We start from the raw sequence: 15118 nt of genomic DNA on the forward strand, positions 1-15118 counted from the left end.
GGGATTTGTTATACCTTCCATTGATAAGCGTTTCAGGGTGCTTAACTTGAATCTTGGTGGAATCAGTTCGCATATTGATGTTTTAAAGCCATTTCAATAGTAGGCCACTTAAACTGAAAACCCGCTTCCAAAAGCCTTTTAGGCTTTACTTTTTGCCCATGATTAATGAGACAATCTCCCATTTCACCAAACAAAAGACGGATTACAAACGCGGGAGTCCATAATAATAATGGTCGATGTAACGTTCTAGCATAAGCACTGGCAAATTCTTTTTGCATACAGGGATTCGGTGAAGTAACATTTATATGCCCTTTCATCTCAGGATGATTTAATAAAAACCGATACGCATTAACCAAATCCTCACTATCTATCCAGGAAAGATACTGCTTGCCATCTCCAATAGTACTTCCCAAACCACAGATAAAATTAGGATACAATCTCCCTAAAAAACCTTTTCCTTTTTTTAGGACAACCCCAAAACGAGTAGAGGTTACTGATAAGTCTGCTTCTTCTGCTTTCTGTAATGCTTGTTGCCAACGAACCCCTATTTCACTTAGATAATCCTTTGGGTGCTCAAAATCGATTTTCGTTTCTTCAGTCAAATCAGTCTCATCTCCATTTGTTTGCATACCATAAATTCCTACAGCATTAGCGCAATAAATATGGGGTTGGGCATTGTGTTGCAAAATCCAATTAATCAAGGTTTCTGTTGTTTGAACTCTTGAGTTGATGATGTCTGCTTTTATTTTTGGGGTCCACCTAGTTGCAATATTTATGCCACATAAATTGATCACAACATCAAACCTGTGAGCATCCTGATGATTTAGCTCATCCCAAGATAGAAACAACGCTTTTTCTGCAAAAAGCTGTTCCAATAAGTCTTTGTTACGCCCCAACACTGTAAAATGGTGCTCCTTCCCCATTCCCTGGATCAGTTCTTGCCCTATTAATCCAGAGCCTCCTGCTAATAAAATATTCACAATGAATAAACTCCTATTGGAACATGCCATTTTGATAAATATAGACTTATCAACTCAGGTTGTCATTAGACAAACTTTAGAACCTGCAAAACTACCCATATGGAAGATTATTTTCATGCTATATCAAAAGGTCTGAAGAAAACTTCCTCTTCACTATGTTTACTATTTTCCTTATCTAATTGCTCAGACGACTGGGGATGTAATCTTAATTCGATTTCTTTGGTGATGGTTTCCAATCTTTCCCTAGTAAAGAATCCTTTTTTCTTTAGTCCGATTTGATCGGTTTCATTTAAGCTGAGTTGATTTTTTAAATGCTCTTTCAATTCTGGAGACAAGGAATCACTATTTTCAACTTCTATTTGACTTGCTTTAATTTCAGTTTCATATTGTTTCTCAAATTCTTCTAATTGTTGCTGGGCTTTCCGAGCCTTATCTATCATCCGTGCGGTATCTGTTTTAAATATCTCATGAATATTTTCGGCAAGCCAATTGGAAAGTCTCACTAACCAATTATCATTTTTCTCTATAAAATCAGCTAATTCATCTCTGGCTAATTTATCTTTCTTAAGGGTTTCTAACTTACTCTTAACTTCCATTTTAATTTTCTTATACCCAACCAATACTATACCTGTTCCATCTATTGCTTTTGTAATTTCGGCAAGATTTTCTGAAGAGGCATTGGCCAACAACTCTTCTAATTCAGGATTATTACTTGATAATTGCTTATATTTCTGAGAAAGCTCTTCGTATTTAGAGTGTAATTGCTGTGTTAACATTCTTATCTGCTGTCTTGCCAGTTCTTTAAGGAGAGCTTTTGCTTCGCTATCCTGTGTTGAAGGAACATAATCCGTGACAGTCTCCTGAATATCTTGAGAGGTAAGTGCACGATAAACCACAGTGGTTAGAGAGGTTACCCAACTTGCTCCATAAAGCAATGCGGCAGAAACATTTTGATAAAAACCCGGATTTCTAATTTGTTCTATTTTTTCTTCTAGTAGCGTTTTTAAATCACCTTTCTTCGCTACATCCATAAGGATATCAAAGGCTTGCTTATTGCTATTTACCAAATCTAAAAAATATTGTCTTCCTGTTATCTTTTTGTCGTTCTCTTCTACCGCATTCAACAAACTCTGAATTGTTATTATTTTTGCGCTAATATCACCCTTTTCTTTTCTTAAATTAACAATACTTGTTAAGCATTCACTAGCTTCTTTCACACCATCCTGCAACTTACCAAGCTTTGTGCTGCTGTCGCTATTTTCACTGAAAATGATTAGGAAACGTTCGTTCAATTGATCTTGTATGGTTTTTTCTTTTTTGCTTCTATCCAGCGATTTACTGGCTTGCTCAGACAGGAGTTTATCCAGTTTTTCAGCTTTCTTTTCTGTTTTATTCAATAGATTGTCAAGAATTTTATACATTCCTTTAACATCAATGAACCAACTTGCTAATCCTTCATTTTTTTTCAAAGACCTTTTGGAAGTACTTAACATGAGGTATAGAACAAAAGTGAGCTCCTTAGCCAATTTAGGATCTGAATAGATTTCCCTATCTAACAATTGGTTAATTCTTAAAATTAAGCCATCGACTTTGCTTTTTACATTAGAGGTAGGATTAATATAGGCTTCGCTCAATATATGACTTAATTCAGCGAGTAAATCCTTCTCCTCTTTAAACGTTTCTGGAATTTTTTCCGTAATTTCATCAATGGTTAATTTACAATAAAGCAAGATGCCCATAGTACGCCTGTTATAAGCATCCAGTATTTTAATTTTCTCAGAATCAGGGTTTACTATATCCTCCCATAACTCAGCTAAAGAAATAAATGATTTAACATACTGGTCAACTAATGGAACTGTATTAATATAAGCCCTTTCTTTTCTAGCAGAAGACTCCCCTCTCCATTCTATAAATCGCTCTTCTTTACTCTTCATAACAACCCTAATTTTAGTTACCGCTCATCCTAACTACAAAATTGATTATTTTTATGTTGTCCTGTTTTTAATATATTCACTAATTATTACCTAAACATTTAATAATAGCTATTTATAATAACAGCCAAACTCAATCATTTTGTCTTTAAATAAACAAATTGACAGGGTATAGAAGTTTACTCTACTAATATAAGTCATTATTATTTGTGGTAGAGTTTCAAAAAATCGAATATCACTTCACGGTGGAGATATACAGGATGGTTGCTCAAAGAGAACTTTATATTTTTACTCTAATTGGATTACTTCTAGGAATAATAGTTGATATCCTGATCCGGAATCACAATACCACAGTCTTTATCTATAGTGTTATTACTCTGTTTAGTATTTTGTTTGCCCTTACTTATAATAATATTCACCTATTGCGACTGCTTGGCACCAGTTTTCTTCTTGCCTTCTTTTTATCAATCCCCTTATTCCCTCTACAGATTAATTACTCGATCAGGGACTATATTCATTTTTTTACTTTTTTTCCTGGATTACCTTTTTTTGTTTACGTAGCTCATTGTTTTCACTATGCTTTCCATCATGACAACACATGGCGAGTAAGTTACAGCAGCTTATTTGCTGCGGTATGGAATACCATTCCACTCTTATTTATTGCTTCCATCTTTTCCTCATTAGCTAATTTACTCATTGTGCTAGGGGCATTTGTATTTAAAACCGTTGGAAGTAATTATTTATGGGATTTATACTTTTATAATCATGATTTCAAGTTAGTGCTCAATACAACCTTATTCTTTATGGGATTGGGTGTCGGGCAACAGAACATCAATATAATTCATAATATGCGTTTTTTACTACTTAGAATTATGTATTATCTGTTTCCTCTCTTAGCAGCAATCAGCATCCTTTATTTTATCTTATATACATCCCATTCCTTTTCTAGCGGAAAGGAACACATCAACCCCTTGATAGTGTTAATACCATTAAGTATAAGCGGGATAGTATTCTTCAATGCTTATTTCCAAGATGGCAGCATTAAATCAGATTATCCTTCATGGCTAAAAATATCGTTACGAGTATATCGAGTTGTTTTATTTTTCCTGGTTTCTTTGATGACTTATAAGATTCTTTCAAATTTCTTATTAGACACTAATACTTTCATTTACTTATTGGTTACCCTGCTGTTTAGTTTGGTTTATGCGATCACCGCTTTTTTAAATGAAAACAAGGAAAAGCAATGGATTTATTTAGGGAATATTGGGACTGGAATATTTTTTGTCGTCGCATTATTTTTCTGTAATCTCCCCTACTTACATTTAGAATTCACCATTGGAAAAGGGAATATCATTCAGAATATGGTAATCCCAGCCCCATAAAAACTTAAGGTATTGTCACCCTCCGCGAAGAACCACTCTGCGGGGTGTGACCGCGCATTAATACAAGAATATTTCTAAGTATTCTCTTTTTGACATGAGCCCCAAAATCATAAAAGCAAATCCTGGTATAACTTGTGTGCTGATGTTCTCACTCATTGCCTGTGCTCAGGAAAAATTACTCTAAAACCAGGTTCCAAAATCTGGCCTAAAGGATTTTGTGAGATTTCACTAGATAATACCGATTTTCGCAATTCTATTAAGCGTAGAAAATACTTTTTTAATCCCAGCTTCGTTGATATGGATTGCCTCAAAAAATATTGATAAATTTTAATTTGTTCCCTTAGTTTTTTAGAATCCAACGGCTTTTCACTTAGGAAATCAGCTAATTGCCGAGCCCCCCGAGCTGACTCTTCATTCTGTCTTAAATTAACAATAAATTGTTTAACCCACCCTTTATCATTCGCTTCAGCAGTTTTTGGAATTAATGTTAGTAACTCACACCGTTCTGTTGAGAACACAGGATTTATAAAATCAATCATTAATACAGCTTGAGCAAATTGCTTGCTAATTATATGGTGTTGAATGAGTTGCCTAATCGCATCGAGATCCGCCTTGCCCTTCACTGGCGTAAGCCATGCGTGATCAGCATCGCGTAAAGAGGTCTCGGGGAAGTGCATATTAAACTCTTCCAGCAACTGATTATATTCTTCATCAGAAACAGTTAAATCGATATTCCCCAATAGTGGATTGAGCCAAAAAGATGAGGGAATCGACACATTCATTTCTCCTGAATCAGAACTAGATTCTAAGTTTATTTCAGTGGTACAAAATAAAGGCCTTAATTGTTCTTGTAATGATAATTTTCCTTGAAATTTGATCATCTTTTGGCTTTCAGATAGACGTTTCATCCCTTTTTTTACTTCATTAGCGAAGAAACTAGCGTCTTTAACTTGCTCCAATAAATCACTAACATCCTGATTAGGCCTATTAGGGGTTAGAATTAACAGGCGATTATTGGCCCACCAATCATTATGGGGTAATATCATTTCTTTAAGGATAGGCCACCGAGTTATGGCATGCCGAGCATCGCATCCGGTTACCAAAATGGTTCTCTCCTTCCGGGCTTATTCTATATAGCCAAGTATTATCTTTATAAGCGTCTTTTGAATTTCCTCTGTAAAACCATCGTACTCCTCTATTTTCTGCGCCTCGCAATTCATAAAAGTTATAAAGCTCCTTTTGAGAATCCCAACTAATTGCTTCAATCAACAATTTATTTTCTACGGGTTCTTGATCCAAAATAATTTCATTACCTTGTAGCCCAGTAAAATACCCTAGAAAAAATGCTCCCCGATCTATAAATTGATTATTTGGCAAACGACCATGCACTGATTCAAAAAAACTAAAGCTGCCTTCCTTCGGATTATTTCTCCCACGATTTGCAACCATCCCTATGACTTCTTCTAATCCATTGAATCTCATAGTATTTCTCAATTCCTGAATAGATTGAGGGCATATTTCAGAGTGAGATAATAGGTAATATAAAGGGTCAGATAGCTTTTTATTAAGAGGTTGTTTATTAAAATAGACTGTACAAGTAGCATGGGCTATTGAAGAAATAAATAATAAAGCCAACAATATTTTTTTCATTACCAACATCCTTTTAGAAAACAAATTGATATCAAGCCAATAGTCTGAATTTGATGGGGTCGTAATCCAGGAATTAAAACACAAAATTCTGAATTCCCGATATGCTTAATTCAGGCTACATAATAGTAAAAGAAATCTACTCAGGAATAGGTCTGACATTTCCTACTTTTGCATTTTCTTCTATAACTTCGTTAACAAAAGCATTCCCATAACCTATCCAGGCCCCTTTTTTAATTGTTGTTCCGGGACCAATTTTGGTAGACATTCCCACAAACACATTATCTTCAATTACAACAGGTGAAAGAAAAAGATAATTCCCAACGTCGGAGTGGCAGCTAATGGATACCTGACTGGCTAGTGTAACATCTTCCCCAATAGTGATTAGAGGGCAATCAACAAAATCAATATCAAATGAATTCATGACTCGGAATGACACCTTAATTCCTAACGCACGCCAGTAAAAATATTTAATAATATTAAAGGATTGTAATAAATGAATAAGACCAATAATTTTCGCGGCACGTGACAATGCAAAATGACAAAACCAGGATAACATCTCTTTATTCAATTCCCGTTTATACCGACCCGGCTTAAGTCTTGGCAAACAGATTCTGATGAGTGCAATAATAGAAATAAACGAAAATAATAACACAAAAGGAGAAAGTACTAAGACCAGCCAAGTTTTTGAAAATCCATAATATAAAAACAAACCTGTGGAGCTAAATGCCACCACACTGGGCATTAAGCTAAACAAAATAGAAATTAAATCAATAAAAATAAGCGTGGAAGTAGTCAATTGACTTTTCTTAATCGGTGCTTTCTTATTTTTGGCTTTTGCTTTCTTTTGCTCTGCCATCGTATAGTTCCTTAAAAACAATAGACGCGTCCAGTATCAGCCTCTGACCCCTGGCTTTCCCCTAAAAATTTAGGTGCATTGGACTTTTTTTGAGGAAACTATACTAGCAAAAATAAACAAAAGAATGAAAGACATTTAGAGCGTGTTGAAATGACTCTGGCTGCCACTTTCATGCCAGCCAGGAAATAAGCTAGCTCACCATTCCAGTATTACCTAACCCCATAATTAGGGTCAGGTAGGTAAGGTAATTTAATCAGTTACTTTTTGGTTTGTAACTATCCGTATATTGTTGTCCTAATGCTTTAGCTTTATTGAGATCCTCAGGATTCATAGATTTCTCAAGTTCGGTCACGTTGGTGCTTGCTTTTTCAAAGCCATTATTCTTAGCAGCTATAAACCAAGCGTAAGCTTTTATAGGGTCAGCAGTTACACCAATACCGTCTCTATAATAAACACCCAGTTGATTTTGAGCTTTCCCATAACCCTGTTCAGCAGATTTCTGCATCCAAAACACAGATTGTTCAAGATTTTTACTGACTCCGTCGCCATAAAAATACATGTCTGCTAAGTTATATTGCGCTGTGGGATTGCCGAGGTCAGCACTTTTTTGATACCAGAAGGCTGCTTTTTGCAGATCCGTTTTACCCAACTTGCCTGAATCGTATAAATAACCAAGTTCTAATTGGGATTTAGGATGTCCTTGATTAGCTGCTTTCTCAAAATACTCAGCTGCTTTCGTCAAATCTTTAGGAACACCATCCCCTTGCTCGTACATCAAACCAAGATTGTATTGGGCACTGGCATTACCCATATCAGCCGCTTTGGTATACCAATTTATTGCCTCTGTCTTGTCCTTTTTACCCCCTCCGCCAGTATCATAATTATAACCGATGGCCAAAGCCGCATTGGAGTTACCTTGATCTGCCGCTTTTTTATACCAAACCATAGCCGCATCAGGATTCTTAGGAACACCTGTCCCAGTATCGTACATATAACCTAAGCCATATTGACCATCCGCGTTATTTTGATCAGCTGCTTTCTGATACCATTCAAAAGCTTTCTTGTAACCTTCAGGAGTATTCTGGTACCAATAGAACCCAGCCAATAAGACCTGAGCATCAGCATTTCCCTGATTTGCTGAAGCCAGTAATAATTGCTCTGTTTTTTCTGGGCTATAGGTAACACCTTGTGCATTATAATACATCTTACCTAGCAGATATTGTGCTTTGGCATCTCCCTTATCCGCTTCAGGAGACAGCAGAATAAATGCTTTTTCGTAGTACCCTTTATTGTAAGCCTCTTCACCTTCCTGTGTAGTCGCGATAGCTGAAGAGTGTATCAATGTAAACAAAGAAAGGGATAAAATATATTTTTTCATGTCCATGATATTTGCCTTATTTTTATGAGCTATCGTTTTAAATTATATAACATATTTTTATCATTGCATTTAATTTGGATTCAAAATGGCTTGCTTTTTAACAAAAAGAATATATTATATGCCACCAATATCAACTAATAGTGAGATAATCATGCTACATAATACAATACCAAACGCGTCAATACCTGAAACCAGCCTGCAAGCATGGATGATGCTTACTTGGGGAAATTACCATATCACAATAAATCGCTTTGTTTCAGTGTTTCTGAATGCCTTTAAAGATCATGGGGGCACTCTTGGTTCTCTCCAAGTAAAAACAGAAATCATACCAGAAGAGATAGACGCAATAAGAGAGGAAGTAAAAGCAAAAACCTTATCCGAAGAAATAAAAGAAAAAATAGAAACAGAAATCGCAAAAGAGATAAAGAAGATAAGAAAAAAAATAAAAACAGAAATCGCACCAGAAAAGATAGAAACTATAAGAAAAAACGTAGAAACAAAAATCATACCAAAACAGACAAGAGAAAAAATTGAAGAGTCAGTTTTTCAGGAGTTTAAAAAAAATCTAAAGGCAGAACAAAATATAAATCCTGATGAGTTTATTAAAAATCTAAAAGAAACTTCAGCCAGACTGAGTAACGCTATTACTAATCAGATGCCTTATGACACTTTCTTCGGAGATCTTGTGGCGTTTCAAAATCAATTACAAACTATCATTTTATATTATCGAGCTAGGGGCTTAGATAAAGTAAATTTTCGCTATAACCCAGCCTACTTCAGTAATAAACCAACCGATTACAGGGAAGAAATAGAAGATTTATCTGACTTTGTTGAACAATCTTTCTTATTTGATGGTTTTGGTGAAGAGATCGCGGTGAGTGGCAAGGACAACAGCGTTGGTGACATTATACGCGCCATACAAAATTCTCTGGATAGAGATTCATTATCTCCCAAAATTTAGAAAAATCGGACTTAAAGGGACTTAACACCTCGATACTAATCCTAGAAAAAGCAGTAGATTGAACTGCTTTTTCTAGGATTATTCTTCATCTCTCAGTAATGACCTCTTGCGAAATTAACTTTGGTTTGGTTTGACCATGCAGGCCAGCTAGTAACTTCTCTTTTGGTAACTGCAATAACGTCGGGGATATCACCTCTTCAGTTTCAACACTATGGGCGTAAGTCGGGCTAATCTGGGTTAATTGGTCATGTAATTGCTTTAACAATAGCTCAGGAAGCTCTGTTTCATCAGTCACTAAAACAATGCGATTTCCAATGCTATTACGTGCAAAATACCAATAAGGCTCCATATTCAAACCTGCCAATTGCATCGCACCCTGTAACTCTTGAGCGGTAATTGAACAAGTCTCCAGTTTTAAAAGCTGAGTTTTATAGCAAAACTCCAGTTTTGGGGAACTGTTCAGGTAACCAGTGCATTTCACAATATCTCTCAATCTATAACGAACAAAACCCATGGCCGTTGTTAAAAACACTTCATATTGTTTCCCTACTTCCAATTCCCAACATTGCAAAAGATTCTCTTTTACAATGGTATCCCCTTCTGGGATAAACTCCACAATATGGGCACCAGGATGTAAAATGCCACCCACACTATTGGTTTCTAAAGGCACTGTAAACCAACCTTCCGTTGCGGAATAAGTACCATCTACCAATCTTATTTCGGAGCCTAGCAATTTTTGTAATTGCTGCGCTGGGTACTCGCAAAGCCCGGATGTCCAACATCCAACGACTTCCAAAGACGGCCAAAGTTGTTTGAATGAGAGATCATGATTTTTAGCTAACCCCTGTAAAAGCTTTAGTCGCTTTCGCGTGATTTTAAGAGGAGGAAAATGAGACGGAAGCTTCTTATGTCCTAATAAATAAGGAAGGTAATCCTGGAATCCATCAATACAGCGCTGATAAAAAATATCAACCACCATAGGCGTCACAGCAAAGACAGCGCTTAAATCAGAAGCTAAAGCATAGACAGGTCCCCACTGATTATAAGTCTCATGGCTAGCAAATACCTCATCAGGCATGGCATAAAATCGTTTGATGAAGGAAGGTAAGTGACGATAATTAAAATTACTGATCCACCCGGCCGGAATACCAGCCGGAGTCGTTTTATGGGTATCTACCGCAACAAGATATAATATTTTTTCCTTAAAAAAACCAGAAAAACGTTGAGTGAGGCTATGAATATAAGGTGCCATCGTACGCTGAAATTGCTTTTGGAAAGAAGATGTGATAGGAAAAAACTTTCGAACTCCAGAAGTTCCTGAGGTTTCAGACCAAAAAATCAATTTCTCACCATTAAATGGCTGAATCGTCTGATTTTGTGCCGACAATAATCCTTCCTGGTAATCTTCGTATTCCGTAATTGGAAAATCATTTAGATCCAGAGAAGACTTATTTTTTAACCAGTCGCCCCAATAATGAGACTGTATCAGCAAAGGTACAATTTCCTGATTCCATAACCGATCCCTAACATCCTTAGGATGTTTCGTATCCTCCAGAAATGATTGGTATTTTTTCTTTGTGATTGCAGCAATTAAAAATCTCTTCCAATTCATTTCTGATTACTCCATAACATGAATTGACATCACAGAAAATAACTTGCTCTGCTGAAAATAGGAATACAACCGTTTGCTCATGGCTTCTTGCAAAATGTTGTCTATCATTTGGCCTGAATTCAAGCGTTTTAGTATTAACTGCATCGCCAAGCTCAACCAATCTGTATTTTTTAAATCATTAGAAAGAAATTCTTGATTATAATGCCAAAATTGCAAACAACAACTGGCCGCAAAAATCCAGCAATATTTTTCTGCCAAACGAAAAGCATTTAAATTGCGGGGGTCAAATAATTTGAAATCACGCAAAGCGATGACTTCTTTATCCAGTTTTTCAATCTCTTGGCGTATTGAGGATATGAACCTGTAGATTGGGGGTGAATTTAAATGCATAATTCCCGCAAATACATCATCCTCTTCATGAGTAAATAGGCATAAATTATCCTCCTCAAAAGGAGGACAAGGCCAATGAATATTAAAAATTTGCTCTAATTTTTCTCTGTTTGCCAATAAATTTTTTCCTCTCATCCCTGCTTGTGGTAATAAATTACCCGCAATAAGAGATAAATTAACCTGAGTGCTTCCATCAAATAAACCAATCACCTGAATATCGCGCCTTATTTTTTGAAAAATAGCCCATTCCGTCGTTCGCAAAAAGCCTCTCGCGCCTAAAATAATGGCACATTGTTCTACTATATCTTCAGCAATGGATGGAATAAGAAATTTAATAATCGCAGACCATAAACTCATTTTCTCCGGCATCACAGTGCCAGCGCGGGCTATCACATGAGAAGTACAATCCGCAATCAACAATAGAGTAAACAATTCACCTAATCTTTGTTTTACCGCTGGTATTTCAAAAGCAGGTTTGCTGTATAACTGTCTTTGTAAACTAAAGGATAAAGCCAGCCTCAGAGCAGTATCCGCTCCTCCCACTGCCAAGCAAGAGCATAACATGCGTGAAATTTGAAACACCTTATAGGTTATCTCCAAACCACGTTGCTCTTTACCTATTAATGCATTTTGGGGTATTTTTACTTTATCAAAAGAAAAACCGCTAATATCAAGACCCCTGACGCCATGGGTAGGTAACTTGGGTGTTGTTGAAATTCCTGTTTCTACTGATTTCTTATCAATATAAAACAAGGAAAAACCCAATAGCCCCCCCTTCTCGTGCGTACGACATAATACTGAGGCATACTCGCCTAAAGTTGCAAAATTCACACACCATTTGCGCCCAGAAATTTCCCAACCCTCCTGGGTTGGTTTCGCCATCATCTCATTGGAAGTTAAATCGCTTCCATGCCCCTCTTCAGTTAATGCGAGAGCCCCAATCTCACCTCTGCGGAGACGTTCACTTAAGAGGCTCTTTTGTTCTGAGTTCCCAGCGAGCCATATTGGCAATGCAGAAAAGAAAGCTAATCCGAACATAATAGCAGTTGCGATATCCCGCCTGGCTATAAGCTTGCTTAAAGAATATATTTCATCCAATGAATTCAGCTTGCCTCCCAGATAACGAGGTATGAGATAGTCCATATATCCCCATTGCTGAATAAACTCTATTTGAGACCAAGCCAATACTTCCTGCTCATCCGCCAGCAAAATTTGTTGAAAATTTACTGGGGAATCCTCATCAAAAGGATTACCTAAGCTTCTTTCGAAAGTTTCCAATACTTGAATCAAATTTTCATAAGAGATCATCATTGTCCTTATACAATAGAGTGTTTAGCAGGAGGCATATTATCCATTTTTCTATACAGAAACTCTAAATAATGCGCCAAACGGCTGCGAATTTGTGCCGGCTGAATAATTTCATCAATTAATCCTAAAGAATAAGCATCCACCAGCGAATCGTCGATGGATAGCATTTCTGCTGCTTGTTGTGATTCCTCTTGAATTGATTGCCCATCCATAGCTCGTACCTTGCTGGTCGTTTCCTTACTCATAACGCCGAGATTTGCTGTTTCCAAAGCCAACACCAAATCTCCATTTTGTGACTTGGTTTGCATCATGAGAAAAGCAGCCGCCCCATAACATTTACGGATAATAACACTTAACCTGGGTACTCGGGTTTGCATAGCGACACAAAATCGGGCGCCATGCTGTAGCAAGCCTTTTTGCTCTTCTCTTTTTCCAGGCATAAAACCCGGGACATCAATGAAGGTCAAAATCGGTATGGAATAGGCATCGCATATTCTGATGAATTTCGCTGCTTTTTGGGCAGCATCAGAATCAATAGCCCCGCTATAACGAATGCTCTGGTTAGCCACCACTCCGACAGCGAAACCATGTATGTGTACAAACGCACAAATCATCGCCTGCCCATACGTCCTCTTATATTGGATGACATTGGAATTGTCCACCACCGCTTGAATTAAATTCAGTATATTAAATGGTACTCTGGGATTCACAGGAATTTCTGGCATAGGATGAGTAGGTTCTATTACAGAATGAATCGGCGGACGCTCATTAGTATGCGCAGGGAAAAAACCAAGCATGGCTTTCACATGATTTATTTGTGCGGCCACACTATCATCCACAAAATCGGCAATGCCTGTTGTGGTCGCATGGAGTGATGCGCTACCGAGCTCACTCATAGTGACTTTCTCACCAATGGCTTGCTGCACCACCATAGGCTGGTAACCATAAGATAGCTCCTGTGTTTATTAAAAAACAGCAAATCCATTAAGACCGCAGAATAAGCGGGTGCTCCAAGGGTAGGAGCCACTATCACTGCAAATTGTGGAATGATGCCCGACAGTTTAATATTGCGAGTAATAATTTGAGCGTATTCATCACCACTTAATAAATTTTCTTCCAGAGAGATACCCGGGGAGGCTAAAAAAGCAATAATAGGAATCCGCAGCTCTTCGGCTTTATCCATCAAGCGAATGATTTTTCTCGCCCCTTGGCGAGTAACATAGCCTCTATTTACAGAAGGATTATGCGCATAAATGGCTATTGGCCTTTGATTAATCTTGGCTAATCCAGTAATCACTTCTGCTCCTAACGCCAATTGCAGCCTCTTATCTGGGGCATATTCAGAGCCTATTGGTAAAAAACTTTGTTCATCAATCAAACCCTCTATCCATTTGATCAACGCCCTGTCTGTAGATTGGTGAGACATATCTTGTACCTGCAATATTTGAGGTGTCCGTACTTCATCATAATTAATTAATAAAATAGGCTACGCTTAATTGTATAATTTTAGAACTATTTATCTTAATCTGATCAGAAAATTCTTGCTTTTGCACAACAAAGGAGTGTAATTTTCTCCTCGGATTAGATAAATTAAGGCAGCTTTATGAATATTTTAAAACCAGAGATATGCTTCGACATTACAGCAGCATCAAGAGCCCTACCTCAATCTGGTCCTATCACAAATCTGGAAATCCTAAAGAATTTTCCGAGAACTTCTGATAAATCGCAAGGTTTTCTTGAAAAATTTGCAGAAAAAATAGGCGAAGAATTTGGATTTTACACGAGATACTGGTGCCATAAACCCTGGGAATCCCTCGATACGTCAAGAGAGCTGACTTCTGAATCATTAGCCATTCAGGCGGTCAATCAACTCTTATCTCAATATCGTCCAGAAAAAATAGAAGCATTTCTCTTAGGTTCTACCACAAATAAACGCTTTACCGGTTCTCAAGCTGCCGCTGTACTTGGAAATATAGGACTAAATGCGCCTGCTTACGATTTAAAAACAGGTTGCTCCACTTCCTTATCGACTCTGCATTTTGCTTATGCCTTAATGGCTTTGGGCTACCAGAAGATTTTGGTTTGCTGTTCTGAAACTCTATCCAAGGTTATTGACCCTGAAAATGAAAAAACCTGGATAGGATTAGCAGATGGCGCAGCCTCCCTACTTTTGGAAAAAAATAAAACAGGGCCCTTTACGATCGAACAAAGTTTTTTTTCTACTGACGGACGGTACGTTGACGCATTTACGACTCAGGGAGTATTTCCCCCTACTCATGAACAAATAGACTCCGTTGGTTACCATTTGGTTGGGGACGAAACATTAATGAAAGACCTGGCTTATTCCAGATACATGGAAATGATTAATAATTTACTACCTACAGAAAAAGAAAAGCATGAGATAACCTGGGTTATTCCACATCAAGTCAATAGAAAGCTAATAGAACAAGTACTTCGCGAAACTCATTTAACAAATAAAATAATTCTATGGGATGCTGACACCATAGGAAATATCGGTGGCGCATCAATTCTTTATACATTAGCAAAAGCAGTAAATGAGAAACTATTTGATAAACCAGGAAAAATTCTTTTGATGAGTGTGGGAGGTGGTCTTTCTTATGCAGGACAAGTCATTCATTATCACAAAGCATCATTTTAGCATAAAGGTAT

The 15118-nt window shown here is 37.2% G+C and carries 11 protein-coding genes and 1 pseudogene; 3 read left to right on the forward strand and 9 right to left on the reverse strand.

From position 1 onward, the window contains the following. Window positions 1–62: 62 nt before the first annotated feature. Both OK13_RS03020 and OK13_RS03025 read right to left on the reverse strand, forming a co-directional pair. Window positions 63–980 carry a TIGR01777 family oxidoreductase gene (locus tag OK13_RS03020; protein WP_035887542.1) on the reverse strand — a complete coding sequence of 306 codons (918 nt, stop codon included), beginning with the start codon at window positions 978–980 and terminating at the stop codon, window positions 63–65. Between the two features lie 113 nt (window positions 981–1093). Next, a complete protein-coding gene (locus OK13_RS03025; RefSeq protein ID WP_052117541.1) occupies window positions 1094–2914 on the reverse strand; it encodes a purine NTPase in 1821 nt (606 codons plus the stop codon). A gap of 257 nt (window positions 2915–3171) precedes the next feature. Here OK13_RS03025 and OK13_RS03030 point away from each other — a divergent pair, with 257 nt between their 5' ends. Next, window positions 3172–4293, forward strand: a complete 1122-nt coding sequence (locus OK13_RS03030; RefSeq protein WP_035887544.1) for a hypothetical protein — start codon at window positions 3172–3174, stop codon at window positions 4291–4293. Window positions 4294–4445: 152 nt separating this feature from the next. Here OK13_RS03030 and OK13_RS15065 read toward each other — a convergent pair whose 3' ends face one another. The 4 genes from OK13_RS15065 to OK13_RS03045 all read right to left on the reverse strand — a co-directional run bounded on the left by OK13_RS15065 (window position 4446) and on the right by OK13_RS03045 (window position 8183). After that, a complete protein-coding gene (locus tag OK13_RS15065) occupies window positions 4446–5396 on the reverse strand; it encodes a hypothetical protein (RefSeq protein ID WP_241480378.1) in 951 nt (316 codons plus the stop codon). Then, the gene (locus tag OK13_RS15070) at window positions 5344–5943 is read right to left on the reverse strand and encodes a hypothetical protein (protein ID WP_241480379.1); all 600 of its coding nucleotides are present in this window, start codon (window positions 5941–5943) and stop codon (window positions 5344–5346) included. Before OK13_RS15070 ends, OK13_RS15065 begins: the two co-directional genes overlap by 53 nt. Before the next feature lie 136 nt (window positions 5944–6079). Beyond that, window positions 6080–6799: a hypothetical protein gene (locus OK13_RS03040; RefSeq protein ID WP_035887546.1), complete on the reverse strand. Its 720-nt coding sequence runs from the start codon at window positions 6797–6799 to the stop codon at window positions 6080–6082. A gap of 253 nt (window positions 6800–7052) precedes the next feature. Further along, entirely contained in the window at window positions 7053–8183 is a 1131-nt protein-coding gene (locus OK13_RS03045) for an SEL1-like repeat protein (RefSeq protein WP_035887548.1), read from the reverse strand. A 145-nt stretch (window positions 8184–8328) separates the two neighbouring features. On the opposite strand from OK13_RS03045, the gene OK13_RS03050 reads away from it, so the two are divergent. Beyond that, on the forward strand, window positions 8329–9138 hold the full coding sequence (locus OK13_RS03050; protein ID WP_152571555.1) for a hypothetical protein: 810 nt from the start codon (window positions 8329–8331) through the stop codon (window positions 9136–9138). A gap of 85 nt (window positions 9139–9223) precedes the next feature. Here the strand turns inward: OK13_RS03050 and OK13_RS03055 are convergent, their stop codons facing one another. From OK13_RS03055 to OK13_RS03065, 3 genes and pseudogenes are all read right to left on the reverse strand, one after another. Next, window positions 9224–10750 carry a GH3 family acyl-acid amido synthetase gene (locus tag OK13_RS03055; RefSeq protein ID WP_035887551.1) on the reverse strand — a complete coding sequence of 509 codons (1527 nt, stop codon included), beginning with the start codon at window positions 10748–10750 and terminating at the stop codon, window positions 9224–9226. A gap of 6 nt (window positions 10751–10756) precedes the next feature. After that, window positions 10757–12448, reverse strand: coding sequence for an acyl-CoA dehydrogenase family protein (locus OK13_RS03060; protein WP_035887553.1), 1692 nt, complete (start codon window positions 12446–12448; stop codon window positions 10757–10759). A gap of 8 nt (window positions 12449–12456) precedes the next feature. Then, a pseudogene (locus OK13_RS03065) lies at window positions 12457–13874 on the reverse strand (acyl-CoA carboxylase subunit beta). A gap of 177 nt (window positions 13875–14051) precedes the next feature. Between OK13_RS03065 and OK13_RS03070 the strand changes: the two are divergent. Further along, on the forward strand, window positions 14052–15107 hold the full coding sequence (locus OK13_RS03070; protein WP_035887555.1) for a 3-oxoacyl-ACP synthase III family protein: 1056 nt from the start codon (window positions 14052–14054) through the stop codon (window positions 15105–15107). Window positions 15108–15118: the final 11 nt, after the last annotated feature.

Source organism: Legionella norrlandica, from assembly GCF_000770585.1.
Classification (GTDB): domain Bacteria; phylum Pseudomonadota; class Gammaproteobacteria; order Legionellales; family Legionellaceae; genus Legionella; species Legionella norrlandica.